Annotated in this window: 15 protein-coding genes; 8 read left to right on the top strand and 7 right to left on the bottom strand. The window is 46.6% G+C overall.

Annotated elements, in window-relative coordinates; translation table 11 throughout:
• The first annotated feature begins 128 nt into the window (after nt 1-128).
• Nucleotides 129-2,348, top strand: coding sequence for a glucosylglycerol-phosphate synthase (gene ggpS / locus GFS24_RS03545; protein WP_153658191.1), 2,220 nt, complete (start codon nt 129-131; stop codon nt 2,346-2,348).
• A 15-nt stretch (nt 2,349-2,363) separates the two neighbouring features.
• Here ggpS and GFS24_RS03540 read toward each other — a convergent pair whose 3' ends face one another.
• The 7 genes from GFS24_RS03540 to GFS24_RS03510 form a co-directional block, all read right to left on the bottom strand.
• Nucleotides 2,364-2,801, bottom strand: coding sequence for a DUF5362 family protein (locus tag GFS24_RS03540; RefSeq protein WP_153658190.1), 438 nt, complete (start codon nt 2,799-2,801; stop codon nt 2,364-2,366).
• Between the two features lie 98 nt (nt 2,802-2,899).
• A complete protein-coding gene (locus tag GFS24_RS03535) occupies nt 2,900-3,805 on the bottom strand; it encodes a BT_3987 domain-containing protein (protein ID WP_153658189.1) in 906 nt (301 codons plus the stop codon).
• An 11-nt stretch (nt 3,806-3,816) separates the two neighbouring features.
• On the bottom strand, nt 3,817-5,484 hold the full coding sequence (locus GFS24_RS03530) for a RagB/SusD family nutrient uptake outer membrane protein (protein ID WP_173002956.1): 1,668 nt from the start codon (nt 5,482-5,484) through the stop codon (nt 3,817-3,819).
• A gap of 19 nt (nt 5,485-5,503) precedes the next feature.
• Entirely contained in the window at nt 5,504-8,854 is a 3,351-nt protein-coding gene (locus tag GFS24_RS03525; protein WP_153658187.1) for a TonB-dependent receptor, read from the bottom strand.
• 112 nt (nt 8,855-8,966) lie between these two features.
• Complete coding sequence (locus tag GFS24_RS03520; RefSeq protein WP_153658186.1) at nt 8,967-9,878, bottom strand: FecR family protein; 912 nt, start codon at nt 9,876-9,878, stop codon at nt 8,967-8,969.
• Nucleotides 9,879-9,944: 66 nt separating this feature from the next.
• Nucleotides 9,945-10,445, bottom strand: a complete 501-nt coding sequence (locus GFS24_RS03515; protein WP_153658185.1) for an RNA polymerase sigma factor — start codon at nt 10,443-10,445, stop codon at nt 9,945-9,947.
• A gap of 362 nt (nt 10,446-10,807) precedes the next feature.
• Complete coding sequence (locus GFS24_RS03510; protein WP_153658184.1) at nt 10,808-12,532, bottom strand: cellulase family glycosylhydrolase; 1,725 nt, start codon at nt 12,530-12,532, stop codon at nt 10,808-10,810.
• 191 nt (nt 12,533-12,723) lie between these two features.
• Here GFS24_RS03510 and GFS24_RS03505 point away from each other — a divergent pair, with 191 nt between their 5' ends.
• From GFS24_RS03505 to GFS24_RS03475, 7 genes are read left to right on the top strand one after another with little or no spacing between them, the layout of a single operon-like run.
• On the top strand, nt 12,724-13,971 hold the full coding sequence (locus tag GFS24_RS03505) for an efflux RND transporter periplasmic adaptor subunit (RefSeq protein WP_153658183.1): 1,248 nt from the start codon (nt 12,724-12,726) through the stop codon (nt 13,969-13,971).
• A 53-nt stretch (nt 13,972-14,024) separates the two neighbouring features.
• Nucleotides 14,025-15,524, top strand: a complete 1,500-nt coding sequence (locus tag GFS24_RS03500; protein WP_253906391.1) for a TolC family protein — start codon at nt 14,025-14,027, stop codon at nt 15,522-15,524.
• An 11-nt stretch (nt 15,525-15,535) separates the two neighbouring features.
• Complete coding sequence (locus GFS24_RS03495) at nt 15,536-16,201, top strand: ABC transporter ATP-binding protein (RefSeq protein WP_153658182.1); 666 nt, start codon at nt 15,536-15,538, stop codon at nt 16,199-16,201.
• Nucleotides 16,202-16,219: 18 nt separating this feature from the next.
• Complete coding sequence (locus GFS24_RS03490) at nt 16,220-17,461, top strand: ABC transporter permease (RefSeq protein ID WP_153658181.1); 1,242 nt, start codon at nt 16,220-16,222, stop codon at nt 17,459-17,461.
• Between the two features lie 14 nt (nt 17,462-17,475).
• Complete coding sequence (locus GFS24_RS03485; protein ID WP_153658180.1) at nt 17,476-18,654, top strand: ABC transporter permease; 1,179 nt, start codon at nt 17,476-17,478, stop codon at nt 18,652-18,654.
• The gene (locus tag GFS24_RS03480) at nt 18,644-20,050 is read left to right on the top strand and encodes a sigma-54 dependent transcriptional regulator (protein ID WP_253906390.1); all 1,407 of its coding nucleotides are present in this window, start codon (nt 18,644-18,646) and stop codon (nt 20,048-20,050) included. Before GFS24_RS03485 ends, GFS24_RS03480 begins: the two co-directional genes overlap by 11 nt.
• Nucleotides 20,034-21,308 carry a PAS domain-containing sensor histidine kinase gene (locus GFS24_RS03475; protein ID WP_153658179.1) on the top strand — a complete coding sequence of 425 codons (1,275 nt, stop codon included), beginning with the start codon at nt 20,034-20,036 and terminating at the stop codon, nt 21,306-21,308. Before GFS24_RS03480 ends, GFS24_RS03475 begins: the two co-directional genes overlap by 17 nt.
• Nucleotides 21,309-21,330 lie beyond the last annotated feature (22 nt).

Genomic DNA, 21,330 nt, shown 5'->3' with positions numbered 1-21,330 from the left:
TATTAATAACGTACCTTTGTGATCCAATTCTAAGGTAAAATAACATCTCATTTATTGAGTACAACAAGGTTGCGAGCCATCCGTATATCGGCTTACGGCAACTTATTTATATCACGAAAAAAACAAGCATGATCTTAGCCACAGACCTCGACGGAACATTTTTAGGGGGAAGCTATCAACACATGGAAGAGTTATACGAAATGATCAGGAACAATAAAGACTTCCGGCTCGTTTTCGTAACAGGCCGTGGGATGGAAAGCGTATTACCTTTATTGAGTGATCCCGTTATTCCAAGGCCTGAATATATCATCTGCGATGTAGGCGCCACGATCATCGATGGCACCACCCTTCAACCTGTTCAACCCATCCAGAACAATATCGAAAGCAAATGGCCCGGCAAACAAGCCATTCTCAAACAATTAAAAGATGTAAAAGGCATCCGCATACAACCGGTACCACAAATGCGCCGTTGTTCTTTCATCTTTGATGAGAATTTAAAACACGAAGAGATCGGTGCGTTAGAAGAAAAGCTGGGTTGCGATATCCTCTTATCAGATAATAAATTCTTTGACGTACTGCCCCTTAATGTAAACAAGGGCACTACCCTTGCACAGCTCATCGATCATTTAAATATTCCGGAGGAAAAAGTACTCGTAGCCGGAGATACACTGAACGATCTGGCCTTATACGGCCGCGGATATAAAGGAGTGGTAGTGGGCGAAGCAGAACCCGCATTGGTGACAGCCACACAAGGCCTGCCCGGTGTGTTCCATTCTGATATCAGAGGTGCCGGCGGTATCATGGAAGCCATGACACACTTTGAAGATTTTAAACCTTTCTATCAAAAGAAAGCCGCTAAAGCAGGCAATAGTGATTCCTCCCAACTGGTTATGCTCTATCACCGTTTCCCGTTTGAAACCGTAGAAGAGAATGGCCAGCTCATCAAACGCGCACCCAAAAGTCCTAACGGCATCCTCCCCACCCTCACCAATTTCTTTAAATCCAACCGCCCGGGATTATGGATAGCCTGGCAGGAAGGTGAAACACCGGTGGAGAATTTTTACATCGATAAGGAATTGTATCCGCAGTTGCAGGCCAGTCCTGTGATGATGGAGAAGAACGATATAAATATATTCTACAAACTCTTTTCAAAAGAAGCTTTCTGGCCGGCTATCTTTTCCTTTATAGAAAAAGTGCAGTTCAATCATGAACACTGGGAACATTACCTGGCCATCAACAGGAAGTTTGCAGAGAAAGCAGCGGCGGAAGCAGAACTGAATGCCACCGTATGGATCCATGATTATAATCTATGGATGGTACCGGGTTACCTGCGCCAGTTAAGGCCTGACCTCACCATTGGTTTCTTTCATCATACCGCATTCCCTGCCGCCAATACTTTTAATATCATCCCCTGGCGCGCAGCCATCATCGGCAGTTTACTGCAATGTGATTATGTGAGTTTTCACATCCCCCGTTACGTAGAGAATTTTGTGGATGTGGTAAAAAGCCTCATGCCGGTGAAGATCCTGGAACAGGAAAATGCCGCACCCCGTTTCCTCACCTACAGCTGTGCTATGGGCACAGGTGTAATGACGAGAGAGATACAGGCAGGCAGGCGCAAAGTACGTTTAGGCGCTAACCCGGTAGGTGTGCATGTGGATTATATCAAGGAACTCACACAACAGGCCTCCACACAAAACCTTATTGCGGAATTAAAGAAAAGCACTACCGGTAAAAAAACCATCCTCAGTATTGAGCGGCTGGATTATGTGAAAGGCCCGCTGGAAAAGATCAAAGCTTTCGGGCAATTCCTGGATGAACATCCGGGCCTCCATGGAAAGATAGAACTGATCAATATCTGCACCCCTCCTGCCAGCGGCATGAAAATATACGAGCAGGTACAGCATGAACTGGAACAGGCTATCGGTGCTATCAATGGCAAGTACTCCCGCATCGACTGGGTGCCTATCCATTTCTTTTTCCGTTCTTTTACTTTTGAAGAAGTGCTGGCGTATTATGCGATCTCAGACATCGCCTGGATCACGCCTTTAAGAGATGGTTTGAACCTGGTAGCCAAGGAATACATTGCGGTACAGGGGCAAACACCGGAAGCAGACGGTGTATTGGTATTATCTGAATTTGCAGGCGCTTCTGTAGAGTTGCCACATGCCGTACTCACCAACCCTTACGACAATGATTCCATGAAGGGTAGTTTGCTGCGGGCTATCAGTATGAATAAGCTGGAAAGGCAGATGCGGATGAAACGTTTATATGAGAACGTTAGTCATCATAACATAGGATACTGGGCAGATGAATTTATGAGCGAATTAAAAAAGGCCGGGAATTAACCCCGGCCCTTTTTATTATGTAAGTGGTATGAAGTTCATGGCAATAATAGCCAGCACAAAGAAGACCATCGAGATGATCGTCATCACTCCCACGAATTTGAAGCATGATTTTAAGTTGGAGAAAGAATTGTTCAACGCCTCCTGCTCTCCTGAACCCAGCGCCCTTTTCATTTTAACAGCAAACTGAAAAAGGTAGACGTAAGGAATGATAGAGATGCCTCCGCAAACAAGATAGAACACTCCAATAAAAACAACATTATACCTCATTCCCTGCATACTGGCATCCACTAAAGGATTAGAAGCGCCTACCATCATTGCAAGGCCGATCAGCAAAAACAAGCCACACATCACAAATCCCAGAACAGAAAGGAATTTAGCCCAGCGGCTGATCTCTTTTAAAAAACCGGAAGATTCTCCATCTATCTGGAGGTCGAATAAGTTTGGTGTTTCCATGCATTAACTATTTGCTACCCAAAATAGCAATTTATCCGGGATTTTAATAAGGGGGTTGCATACCAACCCCCTTATCCGTTAGAAGCCGTTAGAAGCCGTTAGAATGCTCCCCACTCCGCAATATGCGTAAAGTGCGTGGCGCCAAAGCTGGCCAAAACAGTGATCTTATAATACCTTACCATTTTTGGCGCAGGCAGGTAGGCATATTGCTTATCATACGTATTTACAAAGGTGAAATCCGTTGCATCCGTCCAGGTAGTGCCATCCGTGCTCAGCTCCACACGGAGGTTCTGCGGATTACCTGTAGCTACCTGGGAAGGCAGGGTGTAAAAACCATGCAGCATCACGGTAGTATCCATATCCACTACCATGGTATGCGGATGTTTAGGTTGCGCCGCCTTCCATTGCGTATGCCAGGAAGCCGGGATAGTACCATCCCATGCTTTGTCTCCTGAATTGGGTGATTCGAAAGAAGACACGCTCACTGCTTTCCATTTGGTGCGTACATACTCCGCATAATCTGCCCGGATCAGGAAATAAGACGTGCGCAATTGTTCATTCACTTTTAAGGAAGGTGTAGCAGTTTCAAGCGTTACCGGCAGCAGGTAGTTTGTTTTGGAATTCAAACCACCTACCGTTTTCACTTTGATCTTTAGCGCGTTGCTGCTGAAAGCTTTTGGATTGATCACCGCATCCATCACATCTATCTGGTAACTGCCGGCAGGCATAGGGAGATAGGCCGTGTTGTTCTTTTTATTGAAGGTATCCACCAATGCATTGTTCACGGTAAAATGAACATTGATCTGGTAAGGCTGATCATCTACCCCACCATATGCTGCACCCATTATAATGGTCTGCAAAGTATCCGCCATAATAAGCGGGCGGGCAGCAGGATACTCCGTTGCCTGTGGCATATAGATCCTTGTGTATTGGTCTGGCTGTTTAATGAGTTCCTTCTCATTACAAGCCGCCAGGAATATTGTTAAGTATAGGAGCTTTTTCATGTGTTGTCTTTTTAGTAACCCGGATTTTGTATCAATGCTTTGTTACGTTCCATCTCACTCTGCGGTATAGGGAACAGGTCAAAAGCAGGTTTGTAGGTGCGCGATTCCACCAGGAATTTTTCATACTTGAAAGTAGTGCTGGTAGGTTTAGTGATCCGCATGCCATAAATGTCTTTGAACACTTCCGTTCCAATGCGCCATCTCCTTACATCCCAGAACCGGTGCGGCTCCATGCATAATTCAATCCTGCGTTCGTGACGGATGCGAAGACGCATATCGTCTTTGCCAAGGCCCGTAGGTACAGGTGGCATTTTTACGCTATCCCGGCTGCGTACCTGGTTCAATACATCATACACTTCCTGTGGCGGAGCATCAGAAGATTCGTTCAGGGCTTCCGCATAATTAAGCAAGGTTTCCGCGTAACGCATAAATACCCAGTAGTGGTTACCCGGGCGGTAGGAAGTGATCAGCGTGGCATTTTCATCCAGCAGTTTACCGTCATAATAACCGGTTTGTGTTGAAGCAGTATTGGTAGAGCCCAGCGCGTCTATACCTGCACCCATATAGGTGTTGATCACAGCGCCGGTAGGCAGCCCCCATTTGCGGCCGTTGTAAATGATAGATTTATCAAAACGGGGATCGCGGCCCACATAGGGATTATTGGGATCATAACCAGATCCAGCCTCCGTGATCATTTTACCGTTTGCCATTTCGAATTCATCTACCAGGTTCTGAGAGGGCTGTAAATTGCCCCATCCGCCACCCTGACTTGGTGGCTCCGTATGACGTACCCAATCCTGCGCCACTACCTGCCATACCTGGTTGATCGTGGATTGCATCATGATCTCCGGGGAATTGCGTACATGCAATACTGTTTTATACTCAGGCTGCAGTGAGTATACCTTCAGGTCCATCACCGCTTTGTGGGCATCCGCCGCTCTCTTCCAGAGATCGCGGTTGCCGGCGGGGTTGTGCAGGGGGCTGGCAGCATAGAGATACACTCTTGCTTTCAACATCATAGCTGCTCCTTTAGTGATGCGGCCTGCGTTCACTACCGGGTAGGATAATGGCAGGTAAACCATTGCACTGTCAATATCTTTTGCAATGAAATCCACTACTTCTTTTACCGTGTTGCGGGGAATGTTCAGGTTCTCATCAATGGTGAGCACCCTGTCTATTAAAGGCACACCGCCATAACGTTTCATCAGTTCTGCATAACACCATGCACGCATAAAAAAGCCTTCTCCTTTCATACGGGGTTTTCCGTCTATCTGGATAGCCGTTTTTGCCGGCACATCATCAATATACTTCAGGAAGGTATTAGCCTTGCGGATGTTCTGATAAGTACCGTTCCAGGTATCTATCGGATTATTGGTAGGTGATACAGTACCATTGTTGAAATTGACAGTACCGTATGCGAAATTATAAGGGCATTTGGCATCATCAGATGCTGCCGCATAAGTAAAAGTGGTCTGTGGCATCCAGTCGCCCGCGCCAATGGTGGTGGCATACATATTGGCCAGGTAACCTTCTACCTGCACGTAGTCAGCAAATAGTGCCTCTTCCGTTACACCGCCGGACTCTGCCTTATCCAGGTAATCATTGATCTTTGTACAGGCAGATGCGGCAATGAGGAGGCAGATGGCCAGCAGGCTGCTGAAATATCGTTTGTTTGTCATGTTGCTCAATTTGATCATCTTAAAAAGTGGCATTGAAACCAACGTTTAATACACGTAATTGTGGATAGAAGAACCCTTTTCCACTGGGTGCTTCCGGATCAAAACTTCCATCACCCATTTTATCCCAGGTATAGAGGTTGATACCGTTGGCGAATAAACGTAAACCATCCAGTCCCTTTTGCTTGCTGAGGCGTACATTATGGAATGTGTAGCCGATCTCTGCATTCTTGAAGCGGATATAGCTGGCATCTTTCATGTAGAAAGAAGCACCTTCCTGGTGGTTGTTATTGTTCAGGCCATTGTGTAATACCGGGTAAGTAGCAGTAGCGGCTGTTTCCGGCGTCCATCTGCCAAGGTGCTGCACCATTACAGAAGCGCCGTTGTAAAATTCCCAGGCAGCTTCATGGCTGAATAATACATTGTAATTACCTGCTCCCTGGAAGAGTACGCTGAGGTCAAAATTCTTCCAGTTCACGCCAAGAGAAACACCGTACAGGAATTCCGGTACCGTTGTTCTGCCAATGGGACCTTTATCATTGGCATCTATCACACCATCTCCATTCAGGTCTTTGTAGCGGATATCTCCTGGAATGAGATTACCGAATTGTTTGGGACTGTTCTGTATTTCTTCTTTGCTCTGGAAAAAACCAATGGCAGTATAACCATACAACTGCCTCAGGGACTGACCAGTTCTGCGGAGGTAATCATACGGATAACTTACCTCATCCATAGACAGTATTTTATTACGCGCAAAAGAACCGTTAGCCCGCACGAAGTAATTTACATTCCTGATCTTGCTGCGGTGCGTTAGTTCCAATTCAAAACCTCGGTTCACTACTTCTCCCAAGTTTGCAGGAGGCAGATTGGCTGCCGGTACGCCTATCATGCCAGGCACAGTACCACGTATAACAAGGATATCGTTACGCCTTTCCCGGAAGAAGTCTGCCTGTATATATAACAGGTCTCCCCAGAATTTTGCTTCTACACCGATATTGAGCTTGCGTGCTTTCTCCCAGGTAACATCCAGGTTGGCCATAGCACCTTCCACTTTACCACCAATGCCTGTTAAAGGATCACCAAAAGAATATCCTGTACCTGCAGCATATTCTGAAATGAATAACCAGCGGCGTGTAGTAACAATGTTTCCATTCTGATCTCTCACTTCCAGCTGATCATTACCAGTTAAACCGTAAGAAGCACGGAGTTTCAGGAAATCAATCACCGGATTATTCTTCAGGAATTTCTCGTCAGAGATCACCCAACCCGCAGACACAGCAGGGAAAAAACCATACCGCTGATCTTCTGAAAAGTTATCCGTACCGTTGTAACCGGCATTCAGTTCTGCGAAGTACCTGTTCTTGTAGTTATAGGTGAGTCGTGATACAATACCTTGTGATACAAAAGGGATCTGTCCACCCAGTACGCGCTGTTGGCGGTTGGCCAGTAAAAGCCCCGTTACAGTATGCGGTCCGAAGCTGCGTTCATAGTTCACACTAAGGTCCAGCCAGGTGCTGCGAATCTGATCATAAGAAGAAGAAGGAGCACCTAATGGTACATCCGTACCATTATAGATATAGCTGTTAGGGTCCATGTAATCACCACTGCCTGTGTATTGGCCCGTTCTTACCTGTTTGCTACGTGTTAAATTATTCTTGAAATAACCATCAAAGGAATAGTTTCCTTTTACATAAAGCCCTTTAGTGATAGCATCAAATTTTCGCGTAGCGGTAAGCATCCCCGAAAGGGAAGAGTTAAAGCTCTGTGTATAACCAGAGGTGTTCACCAATGCAAAGGGATTGCCGCGTGTGCTACCACCATATAACCCATTTGGGTATTTGATAGGATAAGCATTTGGCGGCGTTTTCTCCAGGTAAGTGAAGATGGCGTCCGTTTTCTCATTGGGGCCGGTCTTGTTTTCAATAGAACCAAAGAGGCTTAAGCCAATGGAAAAGTCCTTATCGAAATCAATATCCACATTTGAGCGGAAATTATAACGTTTGTATTTCTGATTAGGATCATACTGGTCATTCTTCTCCGCCTTGTACAAACCATTCTGCTGTGTGTAACCAACATTCACAAAATACTTCACCATCGGTGAACCACCATTCACACTCATGTCCGCACGGGTCATGGCAGAAGGTTTCAGCATTTCATTCAGCCAGTCCACATTCGGATATTTGTAAGGATCAGAGCCAGTGCGGTAAGCTTCGATAGCCTCAGCTGAATAAGGAGGGAGGGTACCAGCAGGATTATCATTCTTATACGCTTCGTTAGCCAGTTTAGCGTAATTATAACTATCCAGGTATTCCGGCAGGCGTGTAGGTGTTTGAATAGACGTTTGCACACCAGTACTGATACGCGGTTTACCCGCCTCTCCCCTGCGTGTTTTGATGATGATCACCCCGTTTGCTCCCTTCACACCATACAGTGCAGTAGCAGAAGCATCCTTGAGGATGGTGATGCTTTCCACTTCATTTGGGTCCAGCAGGGAAATAGCGCTATTCTCTTTCTGCACACCATCTATAGTGATCAGCGGCGAGGTAGTGTTGGAAGTAGCCATCCCGCGGATATATAACTCCGGCACATCCACACCCGGCTCACCGGAACGCTGCACAGCGATCAGGCCAGGCAGCCTTCCTACCAGCGCATTGGCGATGTTGGCTACAGGGCTTTGTTTGATATCTTTAGTAGTAATGGAAGCAATAGCCCCCGTTTGCGCGATCTTCGCCTGTTTCTGTCCAAACCCCAGTACTACTACTTCATTGAGTGAACCGGCATTTTGTTTGAGCGAAATACGCAAAGCACTATTCAAACCCACAGCGATCTCCTCCCTTTCGTAACCCATATAAGCTACGATCAGTGTATCCTGCGCATCTGCATTAATAGAAAAAATACCTTTCTCATCCGTGCTGATACCACGGCTGGTATGTTTTACCATAATGGTCACACCCGGTAGGTTTTCTCCTGTTCCGGCATCTTTCACTGTACCGGTGATGGTCCTTTGCTGTGCAGATGTTGCAGCGGAAGGAGCAGCCGGTGAAATAATAATGTATTCCTTACTTTCAGAAAAAGTAAGCGTAGTGTTTTTAAATAACGCACGTAACACCTCCTGCAAAGGTGCATTCGTGAATTTGGCAGCAGCATTGCGGAAGGGCGCTACATCTGCCTGTGTAAAGGCAAAAGATACCTTCGACTGCTGCTGTAATTGCTGGAGAGACTTACTTAAAGGCTGCGCATCAAACGTGATCGTAACTTTGGTTTGCAGGCGGCTTTGTGCTAAAGCCGGGATTGTAAAGCCTGAAAGCAGGACGATAAAGAACAATAACCTGCCTAACCTTGAACATAACCGTTCAGGTAGATTTTTTTTCATAAATTTGAATCAGTTTAAGTAGTAAAACACTATGTACACATCCATGGTTAGCAGGCCGGAATCCTGCCCCATGAACTTTTTAGAGAACGTCCGCTTCCTGTGGGCGTTCTTTTTATTTGATCATATAAGTAATTGCATCTTTCTTTTCGTACGTGATCCCGTTCAGTAAGCCTAATACATGTATCACTTCTTCTGCCGGTGTTTCTCTTTTCAGCTGAATATTGTATCGTTGCCTGCGTACCTTGCTGCTGGCTGTTTCCAGGCGAATGCCATAGAACTGTTCCAGCACTAAGCCCAGGTCTTCATATGGTGCATCTGTTAATTGCAGGGAGGTTTCTTTCCAGATACCGGCCAGCCATTCCGGCTGATCCTTCCTTTCCACCGTTCCATTCTCTGCTACCAGCATTTGTTTACCCGGTGTAAGCGCGCCCAGCTCATCTCCCTGGTAACGGATGCCTACTTTACCGGTGGCCACTGTGATGGTTACCTTCTGCTGCATTTTTACACTAAAGGATGTACCCAATACTTTTGTTTCCACCCCTTTACTATTTACGAGGAAAGGATGGGACGCGTCCTGCTGTACATCAAAGAAAGCTTCTCCTTCCAGTAAAGTAACGGCGCGGTCTTCTTTACCAAAGGCAAGGCTGTCATATTGCAGGCGGGAATTTTCCTTTAACCAGATGGCACTCTTATCCGGCAGGATGAACTTGCCTGCAGTAAGCGTGACCATGGATGAGGATGCTGTGCGCTGAGATAAAAAGAACCAGCTGCCTGTAACAAGGATCAATACCGCAGCGGCGGCAGACAGCCAGGTGGTGATGCGGCGGGTCCGGCGCAGAGGGATCTTTGCCAGGATGGCCTGTTCCATAGCCGCCGGCATAGGATGTGAGATCTCTTCCTTCCAGGCGCGGGCCATGTATTCTTCCACAGCATCCGGGTGCTCCGCCAGCCAGGCTTTTACCTGTTCAGCTTCTGCTGCTGTGCATTCGTTTTTAATAAACTTCTCGAGTAAAAGTATGTCCATCACTTATATCACGTACAAAGTGATGCATACCGGTAAAAGAAAAACGGGCTTAACAATTAGGTAACACTAACGGCCTAATTCTTTCTTGAGGAAACGCAGGGAGAGTACGATCTGTTTTTCCACGGTAGCGGGGGAAATGCCGAGTTGTTCGGCCACTGTTTTATGGGAAAGTCCTTGTTCCTTTACCAGTTTGAAGATATGTTTCCTTTTGGCGGGCAGCTGGGCGATGCCTGAATGTAATTGCTGCAGGCACTCCTTATATTCCAGGTGGTCCTGCTCCGGGGCTTCCAGGGTGTCTTCTTCCGTGGTAAGGGGGGCCTGACGGCCTGCAGTTTTTCGCCAGTGGTCTACCACCAGGTTGCGGGCATAGGTGAATAATAAAGGAGAGATATCTTCCTGCTCGTGTACTTTGGCTATGTTCTGCCAGAGGCGCAGGTAACAGTTCTGGATGATGTCCTGGGTATCTGTTTCGTTACGCACCAGTTTCCAGACGAAATGATGCAGCCGGTCTTTGGTAGACTGGAATAGACGGTTGAACTTGTCTTCATTTATACGGCTGTTGTCCATTATACTGCAAAGGAAATCATATAATATTACAACAATGTTAAGAATAAAGGAAGTTTAATAAAAAACCGCTCGCCCGGTAAAAATTTACCGGGCGAGCGGGGGGATGTTTATTTTTAAAAGCGGTGAGGCTTTTGTTATTTAAAGAACCGAACCTCTTTCAGGCGGTTGAGGTTTCTATTTTTTAAATAACCGAATCGCTTTTGTTATTTAAAGAAACAAACCTCCTTTAGGCGGTGAGGTTTCTCTTATTTAGAGAACCGTATCTCTTTTGTTATTTAAAGAACAAACCTCCTTTAGGCGGTTGAGGTTTCTGTTTTTTAAAGAACCGAATCGCTTTTGTTATTTAAAGAACAAACCTCCTTTTATTTAGAGAACCGGATCTCTTTCAAATTAAAACCGCCCGAACCTGCCAGTACACGCAGTTTATGTTTTCCCTTACTCAGAGTAATACCGTCACTATCAATAGTTTGCCATTTCCCTGCCGGAACAGCGAGTTCATTTGCCGCGCTCTTGCCATCTAATAAGATGGCTATTTTCCCGTTTGCATGTTCTGATGATACCAGCAACTGCAATTTATACGTGCCTTTCTGCGCTACTTCGATCGTATATTGCAACCACTCTCCCGCCTCTATGTCTGAAACATAATAACTATCGTCCTTACCAATATCCACACCGTCATTCCGGTAGCCCCTGCCTTTGTTGCCTCCTGTGTTCTTTTTGGGATCAGATACCCGGTAATTAGCGGTATCCATATCATAATACGCTTCCCCGTTAATACCCAGGTCATAGTTCACGGCTGTGATCACCGCTTTATCTACGATCAGGTTCTTCGCAAACGGTTGGGTTTCCCTGCTGAAGGGCTGGCGGATCATGGCATCCACCACATCCTTATGATAGATATTCTTATCAAAGCGGGTACTGTTGGCCAGTTCCATTAAACCACGATAAGCTTTATCAGCATCCGGTTTTTCTTTCTTAGGATCATTCCAGTAATCCACCACTGCCTGGTAATCTGCGTTCACCGGCACTTCCAGCGGATTGTTGGAACCTAGTTTCTTTAATGGCCACCATGCCCATCCAATATTATTCTTCTCCAGTAAACGAATGGCTTCTGTGAACCAAACATTGGAATTCTCTCCGGTTTCACCCAGCCATACAGGCACCTGGTATTGTTCGCGGAATTTCAGAATATGTGCAATGGAGGCGTCGTTATTATAGTTCCAGTATTTATGGAAGCTCAGTACCATGTTCTTATCCCATGGTGGCAGGATGCCGTTATAATTATTACCCCAGCCATTTCCTTCAATGATAATGATATGCTGCTGATCTACTTCACGGATGGCTTTAGTGATAGCTACCATCAGGTTCTTTAAGGGGATGTTCTCTTTCTCCTTTAAACCATTTTTGTCATTCTGCAGATCGCCAAAACCCCAGTTAGGTTCATTGATCAGATCATACGCGCCTATCCATGGTTCATCTTTATAACGTTCTGCGAGTTTGCGCCAAAGGGCGATGGTCTTCTTTTGATGTGCTTCACTTTCCCAGAGGGAAGGTTTTGTGCCATCGCGGTCTGAGATGTTGAGGTCATTCCCCTGACCACCCGGTGCGGCATGCAGGTCCAGGATCAGGTACATCTGGTTGGCTTTGCACCAGGCCAGCAAACTGTCCGTAATAGCAAAACCTTTTTCCAGCCAGGTGTTCTGGCCGGCTACCGGTTCCTGATCCACCGGCAGGGTGTACAGATTGAAGTGCATAGGCAGGCGGACAGAGTTGAAGCCCCAGGCTTTCATGGCATCAATGTCTGCCCTTGTAGTATGGTTCTTTAACCAGGCATCATAGAACTCCTGTGTTTTTTCAGGGCCGATCAAAAGCTCCGCTCTTGCACGGATCTTGTGTTGCTGTGCTTCTCTGAACACCCGGAGCATATACCCTTCCTGGAGCATCCAGCCGCCAAGGCCAAAACCCCGCAGCAAAACGTTCTCCCCTTTGCCGTTCACGATCTTCGTGCCGGAAGTTTTCAGGAAGCCCTGCGCATAAACGATACTGGTGGAAAATAAAATAGAGATAAATAAAAAGACTGTTTTCATGATAAGACGGTGGAATTTTAGGGATTGATAAGGCATCAAAATAGGGAATTAATTGGATTTTGTAAAACGTTTGCATAGTTCCGTTATCGGAAAAGTTGTTCGATATCGAACAACTTTTTATGGCCACTCTCCACTAACTCACTGATAACCTGCCCACTATGTTTGGCATTCCTCTTGAAACAAGAATGCACATGGACAAAGTCATAGAAACAGAAGTAAAACAAAAAAAGAAAAAGCAATTCCTGCTGATAGCGCTGGGGTGCATCATAGCGCTTGCCATAGCGCTTTTCCTGTTTCGCCGCGCTTTTTCCACCTCCCTTAAACGTTCCGCTATTACTACCGCTGTCATAGAGATAGGCAACATAGAGAACACCATCAATGCCTCCGGGGAGATCAGGCCGGAATTTGAAGAAGTGATCACCAGCCCCGTGAGTGCTTCTATCCAGGAGATCATCCTCGATGCCGGCAGCAAGGTCGCTGCAGGGCAATCCATTCTTAAGCTGGATAAAACGTCCATCCAGGTGGAATATGAAAAAGGAAAGTTCCAGCTGGAATCCAAACAGAACGATATCCGCAAACTAAAACTGGAACTGGATAAAAGTTACTTCGATCTCAAATCAAATAACAATATCAAACAACTGCGCATCAATAGTCTTACTGCAGATGTGGAAAATAGCAAACGCCTCTTCAAAGCAGGTGGCGGCACAAGGGAAGATGTAGAGAAAGCAGAACTGAACCTGAAAGTGGCACAGCTGGAAAAAGAACAACTGGAAAATGAGATCAGAAGTAAACAGCAAACCATGGAAGTAGAGATCAGGGAATCACAGATAGCCGCAGCCATCCAGCAGAACGAACTGAAAGAACTGATGCGCAAGGTGCAACTGGCCAGTATTCAGAGCACACGCGGCGGTGTGGTGACCTGGGTGAACAAGAACATCGGCGCTACCATCCGGGAGGGAGAAGCATTGGCCAGGATAGCAGACCTCGGAAGCTTTAAGGTGACCGGCAGTATTTCAGATGCACAACTCAGTCACCTGCGCAACGGCATGCCTGCCATCATCCTGATCAATGATACAGAAGTACGGGGTACTGTTACCAATATATACCCCGCTGTGGAAAATGGCATTGCTACGTTTGATATCCAGCTGAATGAAAGAAATAACAAACTCCTGCGGCCCAACCTGAAAGTGGAAGTGTTCCTTGTTACCGCCACCGGCAGTAATGTGATGCGCGTAGCCAACGGGCCTGCCTTCAGCGGACTGGAAAGCCAGGATATCTTTATTATACAGGATGGTAAAGCAGAACGGAGGAAAGTACAGATAGGCATGAGCAATTTCGAATATGTGCAATTGAAGGACAATGTAAAAGCGGGAGATGTGGTGATCACATCAGATATGAGTGAATATAAACACGCAAAGGAAATAACGATCAATAACTAATGAACATGACCCCGACAGCTTTACGATATATATTAGGATGCTGCACTCATTTCATGAAGGCATTGATTACACTATGGCATTGCCTGGATCTCATGAAGTCATTGACGATAGCGCTTATACTTGTACCAGTATTTCTGCTCCCCTTCACCGCTCATAGCCAGGATACCCTCCGGCTCAGTTTAGCACAGGCAGTGAGTATGGCCAAAGCCAGCTCTATTGCCTCCAAACAGGCCGTTACAGTAAAAGAAACCCGTTATTGGGAATGGCGTACCTACAAATCCAATTACCAGCCACAACTGGCCTTAAACGGTACTTTACCGGGGTATCAGAAAACCTTCAACCAGGTACAGCAACCCAACGGAACCGTAGAATTTCAGCCGGTGCACAATAACAACTCTTCCTTGAACCTCGCTTTCAGCCAGAGCATCACCCCTACCGGTGGTAAGATCTACGGGGCCACAGAGTTGCAGCGCTTTGATGATTTTGACAGGAAGAATACTTTGTACAATGCCATCCCTTATACCATCGGGTACGCACAGCCTTTGTTCCAATTCAATAAACTGAAGTGGGATAAACGCATAGAGCCGCTCAAGTTCTCAGAAAGCAAACAGAACTATATTGCAGCCATGGAGCAGATAGCCGTTACCGTGAGCGGGTACTTCTTTGACCTGCTGCTGGCACAGGTGAACTTCCAGATCGCGGAAACCAATCTGAAGAACACTCAACAGATCCAGCGCGTAGCAGATGAGAAATTTGACCTGGGTAAGATATCCAAGAACGAGATCCTCCAATTACAACTGGAACACCTCAAATCGCAGAAAGCAGTGGGTAAAGCGAGAAGGGATATGGAAATAGCCATGCTCAACCTCCGCTCCTACATTGGCTTGCAGGAAAAAGGAAAAATAGAACTGGAACTTCCTCCTGCCGCCATAGCGATGGAAGTAACAGCAGAGAAAGTACTGGCGGAGGCTTATGTGAATAATGCCAACGCCATTGCTTTCATCCGGAAAGTAATAGAAGCCAGAAGGGATGTGGCACAGGCGAAAGGGGATAATGGGTTGAATGCTACATTAACCGCTAACCTGGGTTTTGCCAACAGGGCCAACACCATCCCTAAAGTATATACGGCCCCACAGAACCAGCAACTGGTGGCATTGGAATTTGCGATCCCTATCTTAGACTGGGGAAGATCAAAGTCCAGGACCAAAACTGCAGAGGCCAACCTCAAATTCACGGAATATGCGGTGGAACAGGATAAACAAAGTTTCGCCCAGGCCGTTACTACACAGGTGACCCTCTTTGATATGATGAAAGACCAGGTAGCCCTGAGCGCACATGCGGATAGCATAGCCTCTGAAAAATACCAGATAGCCCAGACCCGCTATGTATTGGGCAACCTGAGCATCACAGACCTCAGCATTGCCTTCCAGGAAAAGGACCAGGCTAAAAGGGATTACGTAGTGGCGCTGCGCGATTTCTGGGGCGCCTATTATGAGCTGCGCTATTTATCCCTATACGATTTTGAAAAGAACGAAAAGATCAATTATAATTAAAAAAACGCATTATGATCCGCTTACAGAATATTGAAAAAGTTTACCGTACAGACACGGTGGAAACACAGGCGCTGAACCGCATCAGCCTGGATATTGCCAAAGGGGAATTCCTCTCTATTATGGGCCCTTCCGGCTGTGGTAAAAGTACGCTGCTCAACATCATGGGCCTGCTGGATGAACCTACCCGCGGGGAGATCAGCATATCAGACAGTACCACACAACAGTTGTCTGATAAACAACTGGCGCAGTTCAGGAATAAAAAGATAGGATTCATCTTTCAAAGTTACCACCTGATCAACGACCTGCGGGTACTGGACAATGTGGAACTGCCCCTGCTCTACCGCAAAACCACTGCGAAGGAAAGGAAAGACCTGGCATTGACCGCATTGGAGAAAGTAGGCCTGGGCCATCGCAGCAAACACTTTCCCTCACAGCTTTCCGGCGGACAAAAACAAAGGGTGGCTATTGCGCGTGCCATTGTAGGCCGCCCGGAGATCATCCTCGCAGATGAACCTACCGGTAACCTGGATAGTGCCATGGGTAATGAAGTGATGGACATCCTCATCCATCTGAATAAAACAGAAGGCACTACCATCATCATGGTTACACACGATGAAAACATGGCGAAGAAAACACACCGTTTGGTAAGGCTTTTTGACGGCACACAGGTTCAATAATATTTAACATCTCCCCTTATGCTAACAAACTATTTCAAAATAGCCATTGCGGTGCTGAAAAGAAGGAAGTTCTTTACTTTCATCAGTCTCTTCGGCATCAGTATAACGCTCACCATCATCATTGTGCTCACCGCCTTTATGGACTTCCTGTTCAGTGCCGCAGCACCTGAAACCAAAAGAGATCGTTCCCTCTATGTGAATATGCTGCGGCTGGAACATACCACTAAGAGTTCCAGGCAAACGGGCCCCACCAGCTTCTACTACATGGACCATTATGTGGGCAGCATGAAAACGCCGGAGAAAGTGGCCATCTTCAGTATGTTTATGCCCACCAATACCTATATCAATAATAAGAAACTCGTCATCAACATCAAACATACCAATGCTGCTTACTGGGCAGTGGAAGAATACAAATTCCTGGAAGGAAAACCTTATACACCGCAGCAGATCAATAATGCAGAGAAGGTAACGGTGATCTCTGAAGAAACAAAAAAACAATACTTTGGCGATGTGCCTTCCGTAGTGGGTAAATTCCTGGAAACAGACAATGAACAATACCGTGTAATAGGTGTGGTAAATAATGTGCCGGTCACCATGATCTATTCATACGCAGATATCTACCTGCCCTATACGCTGTCAAAAGATAACATTAAGAGCACAGGGTTTCAGGGGAAATTCATGGGTATCCTGCTGGCCCGTTCTAAAGACGATCTGCCTGCCATGCAGCAGGAATATCAGCAGATGATCAAAAGGATCCCACTGGATTCTACCATGGGTTATAACAAGATCACCGGGTTTGCGGACACTTACCTTGCAGGGTTTACGCGTGTGTTCCTGGGTGATGAATCCAGTACAGGCGTTACTAAATTCTTGCTGATCGTTGGCCTGGTATTGTTCCTGTTCATGTTGCTGCCTACTATCAACCTCGTTAATATCAATAGCAGCCGCATCATGGAACGGTCTTCTGAAATAGCTGTCAGAAAAGCTTTTGGCGCATCCTCCGGCACACTGGCCATTCAGTTCATTGTAGAGAACCTGATCCTCACTTTGCTGGGCGGGATTATTGGTGTGGCATTATCTGTTATTGTACTCTGGCTGTTCAACAACAGTCAGCTGATACCTGATGCCGTCTTAGCGATCAACTACAAAGTACTGCTGGCTACCCTTGGTGCCTGTTTGTTCTTTGGCCTGTTATCCGGCGTATATCCTGCGTGGCGCATGTCCAGGTTGCAGGTGGTCACCGCATTGAAATCAAACTAATTAAAACGCATTTTATGATCAGGCACCTCTTTAAACTGATATGGAATAAAAAGAAACAGAACTTCCTCTTAATTGTGGAGATGCTGGTTTCGTTCATGGTGATGTTTGCCGTATTTACTTTACTGGTGTATTACTATACCAATTATAAACGCCCGATGGGTTTTGTATATGAGAACGTGTGGACCGTGTCTTATTCCAATAACAGGCTGGATACAAAAAACGAAGATACCCTCGCCATGTATTACGAATCGCTGAAAAGAACGGTTGAAGCGCTGCCGGAAGTACGCGCCGTGAGTTATGTAGGCAGCAACAGCCCCTTTTCTGCCAATAACAGTAACAACAGTACTACCGTCAATAATGTGCAGATAATGGCAAACACTTACCAGATGGATGATGATTATGCCAGGCTGGTGCAATTGCATATGCTGTCCGGACGCTGGTTCTCCAAACTGGATGACGGGGCTAAAGACAAACCCATTGTGATCAATGCCACCCTGAAAGAAAAAGCGTATGGAAATAAAAATGCCATTGGCCAACGCTTTGAGATAGAGGGCAAACAGGTGGTGATCATAGGTGTTGTGCAGGACCTGAAAGATAAAGGGGATTATGTAGCGCCGCAATACTCTCATTACAAACGTGTGGAAAGGAATTCCTATGCCAGTACAGGCAGGATGCTGGTGGCCATACGCCCGGAAGCCGGCGCCGCTTTTGAAAGCAAACTGAATAAAGTGCTCACGGGTATAATGCCCACCGCCAATGTGGAGATCGAACACCTCACCAAAAAACGCATTGCCAAGAACAGCATCACCCTCGTACCCATGATCATTTTGCTCATCGTAGCGGGCTTCCTGATCGTAAATGTGGCGCTTGGCTTGTTTGGGGTGCTCTGGTATAACATCAGCCGGCGCAAGGCGGAAATAGGGCTAAGAAGGGCCATTGGCGCCAGCGGGAATAACATCGTGCTGCAGATCGTGAGCGAAACACTGGTGCTCGCTAGTTTATCCCTGTTATTAGGCTCTTTCTTTGCGATCCAATTCCCTTTGCTCAATATATTTGACCTGCCGGCAGGTGTGTATCTTACAGCCCTTGTGTTGTCCATCCTCTTCATTTACGGGCTGGTGATCATCTGTGCTATCTACCCCGGCAAGCAGGCTTCCAACATTTTACCGGCAGTTGCGCTTCATGAAGATTAATAAATCCTATTTTTACGACACTATGATATTGATCATTGACGATGATATAGCAGTGAGGGCCTCTCTTTTACTGATCCTGCAACAGGAAGGTTATAAAGCGGCCGGAGCAGCCACACCGGAGGAGGCACTGGAAACGATCAAAAGTAACAGACCTTCCCTCATCCTGCTGGACCTGAACTTTTCACTGGGTACTTCCGGTAAGGAAGGTATGGCTTTGCTAAAGGAGATCAAACAACACGATGCTTCCATCCCCGTGATCCTGATCACCGGCTGGGGAAGTATTGAACTGGCGGTGCAGGGCATGAAGCTGGGTGCAAACGACTTCATCAATAAACCCTGGGATAACGAAAACCTCCTTCAATCCGTAAAAACATTACTGGACCTGCAGGATAAAAAAGCCGGTGATCATACCCGGAAACAACTGGATACACTATACGATTTCAGTCATATCGTAGGAGAAGACCCCGCCATGCTGCGGATCCTGGAAACCATCGGCCGGGTAGCCGGCACTGATGCATCCATCCTCATCATGGGCGAAAGCGGTACAGGCAAGGAACTGATCGCGGAAGCTGTTCACCAGAACAGCCTTCGCAGGAACAAACCTTTCATCAAAGTAAACCTCGGCGGCATTTCCACCACACTCTTCGAAAGTGAAATGTTCGGCCATGTGCGCGGCGCTTTTACTGATGCACGGTACGACCGTACCGGCCGTTTTGAAATGGCCCATAAAGGCACCATCTTCCTGGATGAGATCGGCGATCTGGACCCCGGCAGCCAGGTGAAATTACTAAGGGTATTGCAGGACAGGACCTATGAAGTATTAGGCAGCAGCCGTACCAAAACAGTGGATGTGCGCGTGGTGTGTGCTACCAACAAAAACCTCGCAGACATGGTGGCAGCCGGCAACTTCCGGGAAGACCTGCTTTATCGCATTAACCTGATCACGATACAATTGCCTGCATTAAGGGAACGCCCAAAAGATATCCCCCTGCTGGTAAAAAGCTTTATCAGGAACCTGCGGGAGATCTACAACCGCCCCAACCTGCAGGTAACGCCGGAAGCCATGAAGTGGCTGCAGCAATTACCCCTGCCCGGTAATATCCGGCAATTGAAGAACCTGGTGGAAAGAGCCATATTGGTGAGCAGAGCAGACCTGTTGCAGACAGATGATTTCCGTTCACAACTGGAACTGTCTCCTGTTAAAAGCGGGAACCTCCAATTGCCGGGCGTAGGTGCTATCACGTTAGAAGAGCTGGAAGTGGAGATGATCAAAAAAGCGATGTTATTCCATCATAACAGGATCTCCAAAGCAGCGGGATCACTGGGCCTTACCCGGAGTGCCCTTTACAGGCGATTGGAGAAATACAATATTCCATACGATGAAACTTCGGACTAAATACATCCTGTTTGTTGTGATCCTGCACCTGATAGCCCTGGTGCTGAGTTACTTTATATTCAGAGAGAACAAGATCCTCTTCATTGCTTCCGAAGTCTTCATCCTGCTGTCTATCTGGATAGCCTGGAGTTTATACCGGCAATTGCTGCAACCCCTCAAAACACTGATGCAGGGCGTAGACGTTATCAAGGAAAAAGATTTTTCGGTAAAGTTCCCGCTCACGGGCAAGTATGAAATGGACCAGCTGATCCATGTGTTCAATCACATGATGGAGCAGTTAAAAACAGAAAGGATCAGGCAGGAGCAACAACACTTCTTCCTGGAGAAACTGATCCATACTTCCCCCACCGGCATTATCATCCTGGACTATGATGATGAAATTCAACAGGTGAATCCAAAGGCCCTGCAATTACTGGGCATTGAACACTTAGCGGATGCCCGCTCCCACCCTATCTTCCGGCACGTGCTGCAATTGCGTTCAGGAGAAAACCGCACCATTTCCCTTACGGGCATTGCTACTTACAAACTACAGAAATCACATTTCATAGACCGTGGTTTTCCCCGGCACTTTGTGATGATAGAAGAACTAACGGTAGAGATACTGGCAGCAGAAAAGAAAGTATATGAAAAAGTGATCCGCATGATGGCGCATGAAGTGAACAATACCATCGGCCCTGTTAATTCCATCATTCAATCCACCTTAAAGGTGCACCCTTTATGGACAGCCCCTGAACACCAGGTATTACGGGATGCCCTGGAAGTGGCTATAGACCGCAACCAGAACCTCAATGTATTCATGCGCAACTTTGCAGAACTGGTAAAATTACCGGAGCCGGATAAGAAACGGATAGACCTGCATCAACTGATCGGCTCGGTTAAACGTTTAATGGAAATGAAAGCGGCAGAGCGCGGTATACAGCTTCATCTGGCTTTGAAGCCTGGTACCTTTATCTTGATGGCGGATGAGCAGCAGATGGAGCAGGCCATCATCAACATCGTTAAGAACAGTATTGAATCCATAGAAAATACCGGCGCCATTACCTTTACCACAGATCAGCAGCAACTGATCATTGCTGACACGGGCAAAGGCATTGCGGCAGCGGATGCAGAGCATATCTTCTCTCCTTTTTACAGCACCAAAAGAGATGGCCAGGGTATTGGACTCACGCTGGTGCGGGAGATACTGATGAACCACGGATGGGAATTTTCCTTAAAGACAATAGGGGAAAGGGATACACAGTTCCAGATCAGGTTTTAGATTTTAAATATTATCTTGCAGC

The sequence above is a fragment of the Chitinophaga sp. SYP-B3965 genome, from assembly GCF_009647655.1.
In the GTDB taxonomy this organism is placed as follows: domain Bacteria; phylum Bacteroidota; class Bacteroidia; order Chitinophagales; family Chitinophagaceae; genus Chitinophaga.
This window is presented reverse-complemented; position numbering and strand designations above follow the sequence as displayed.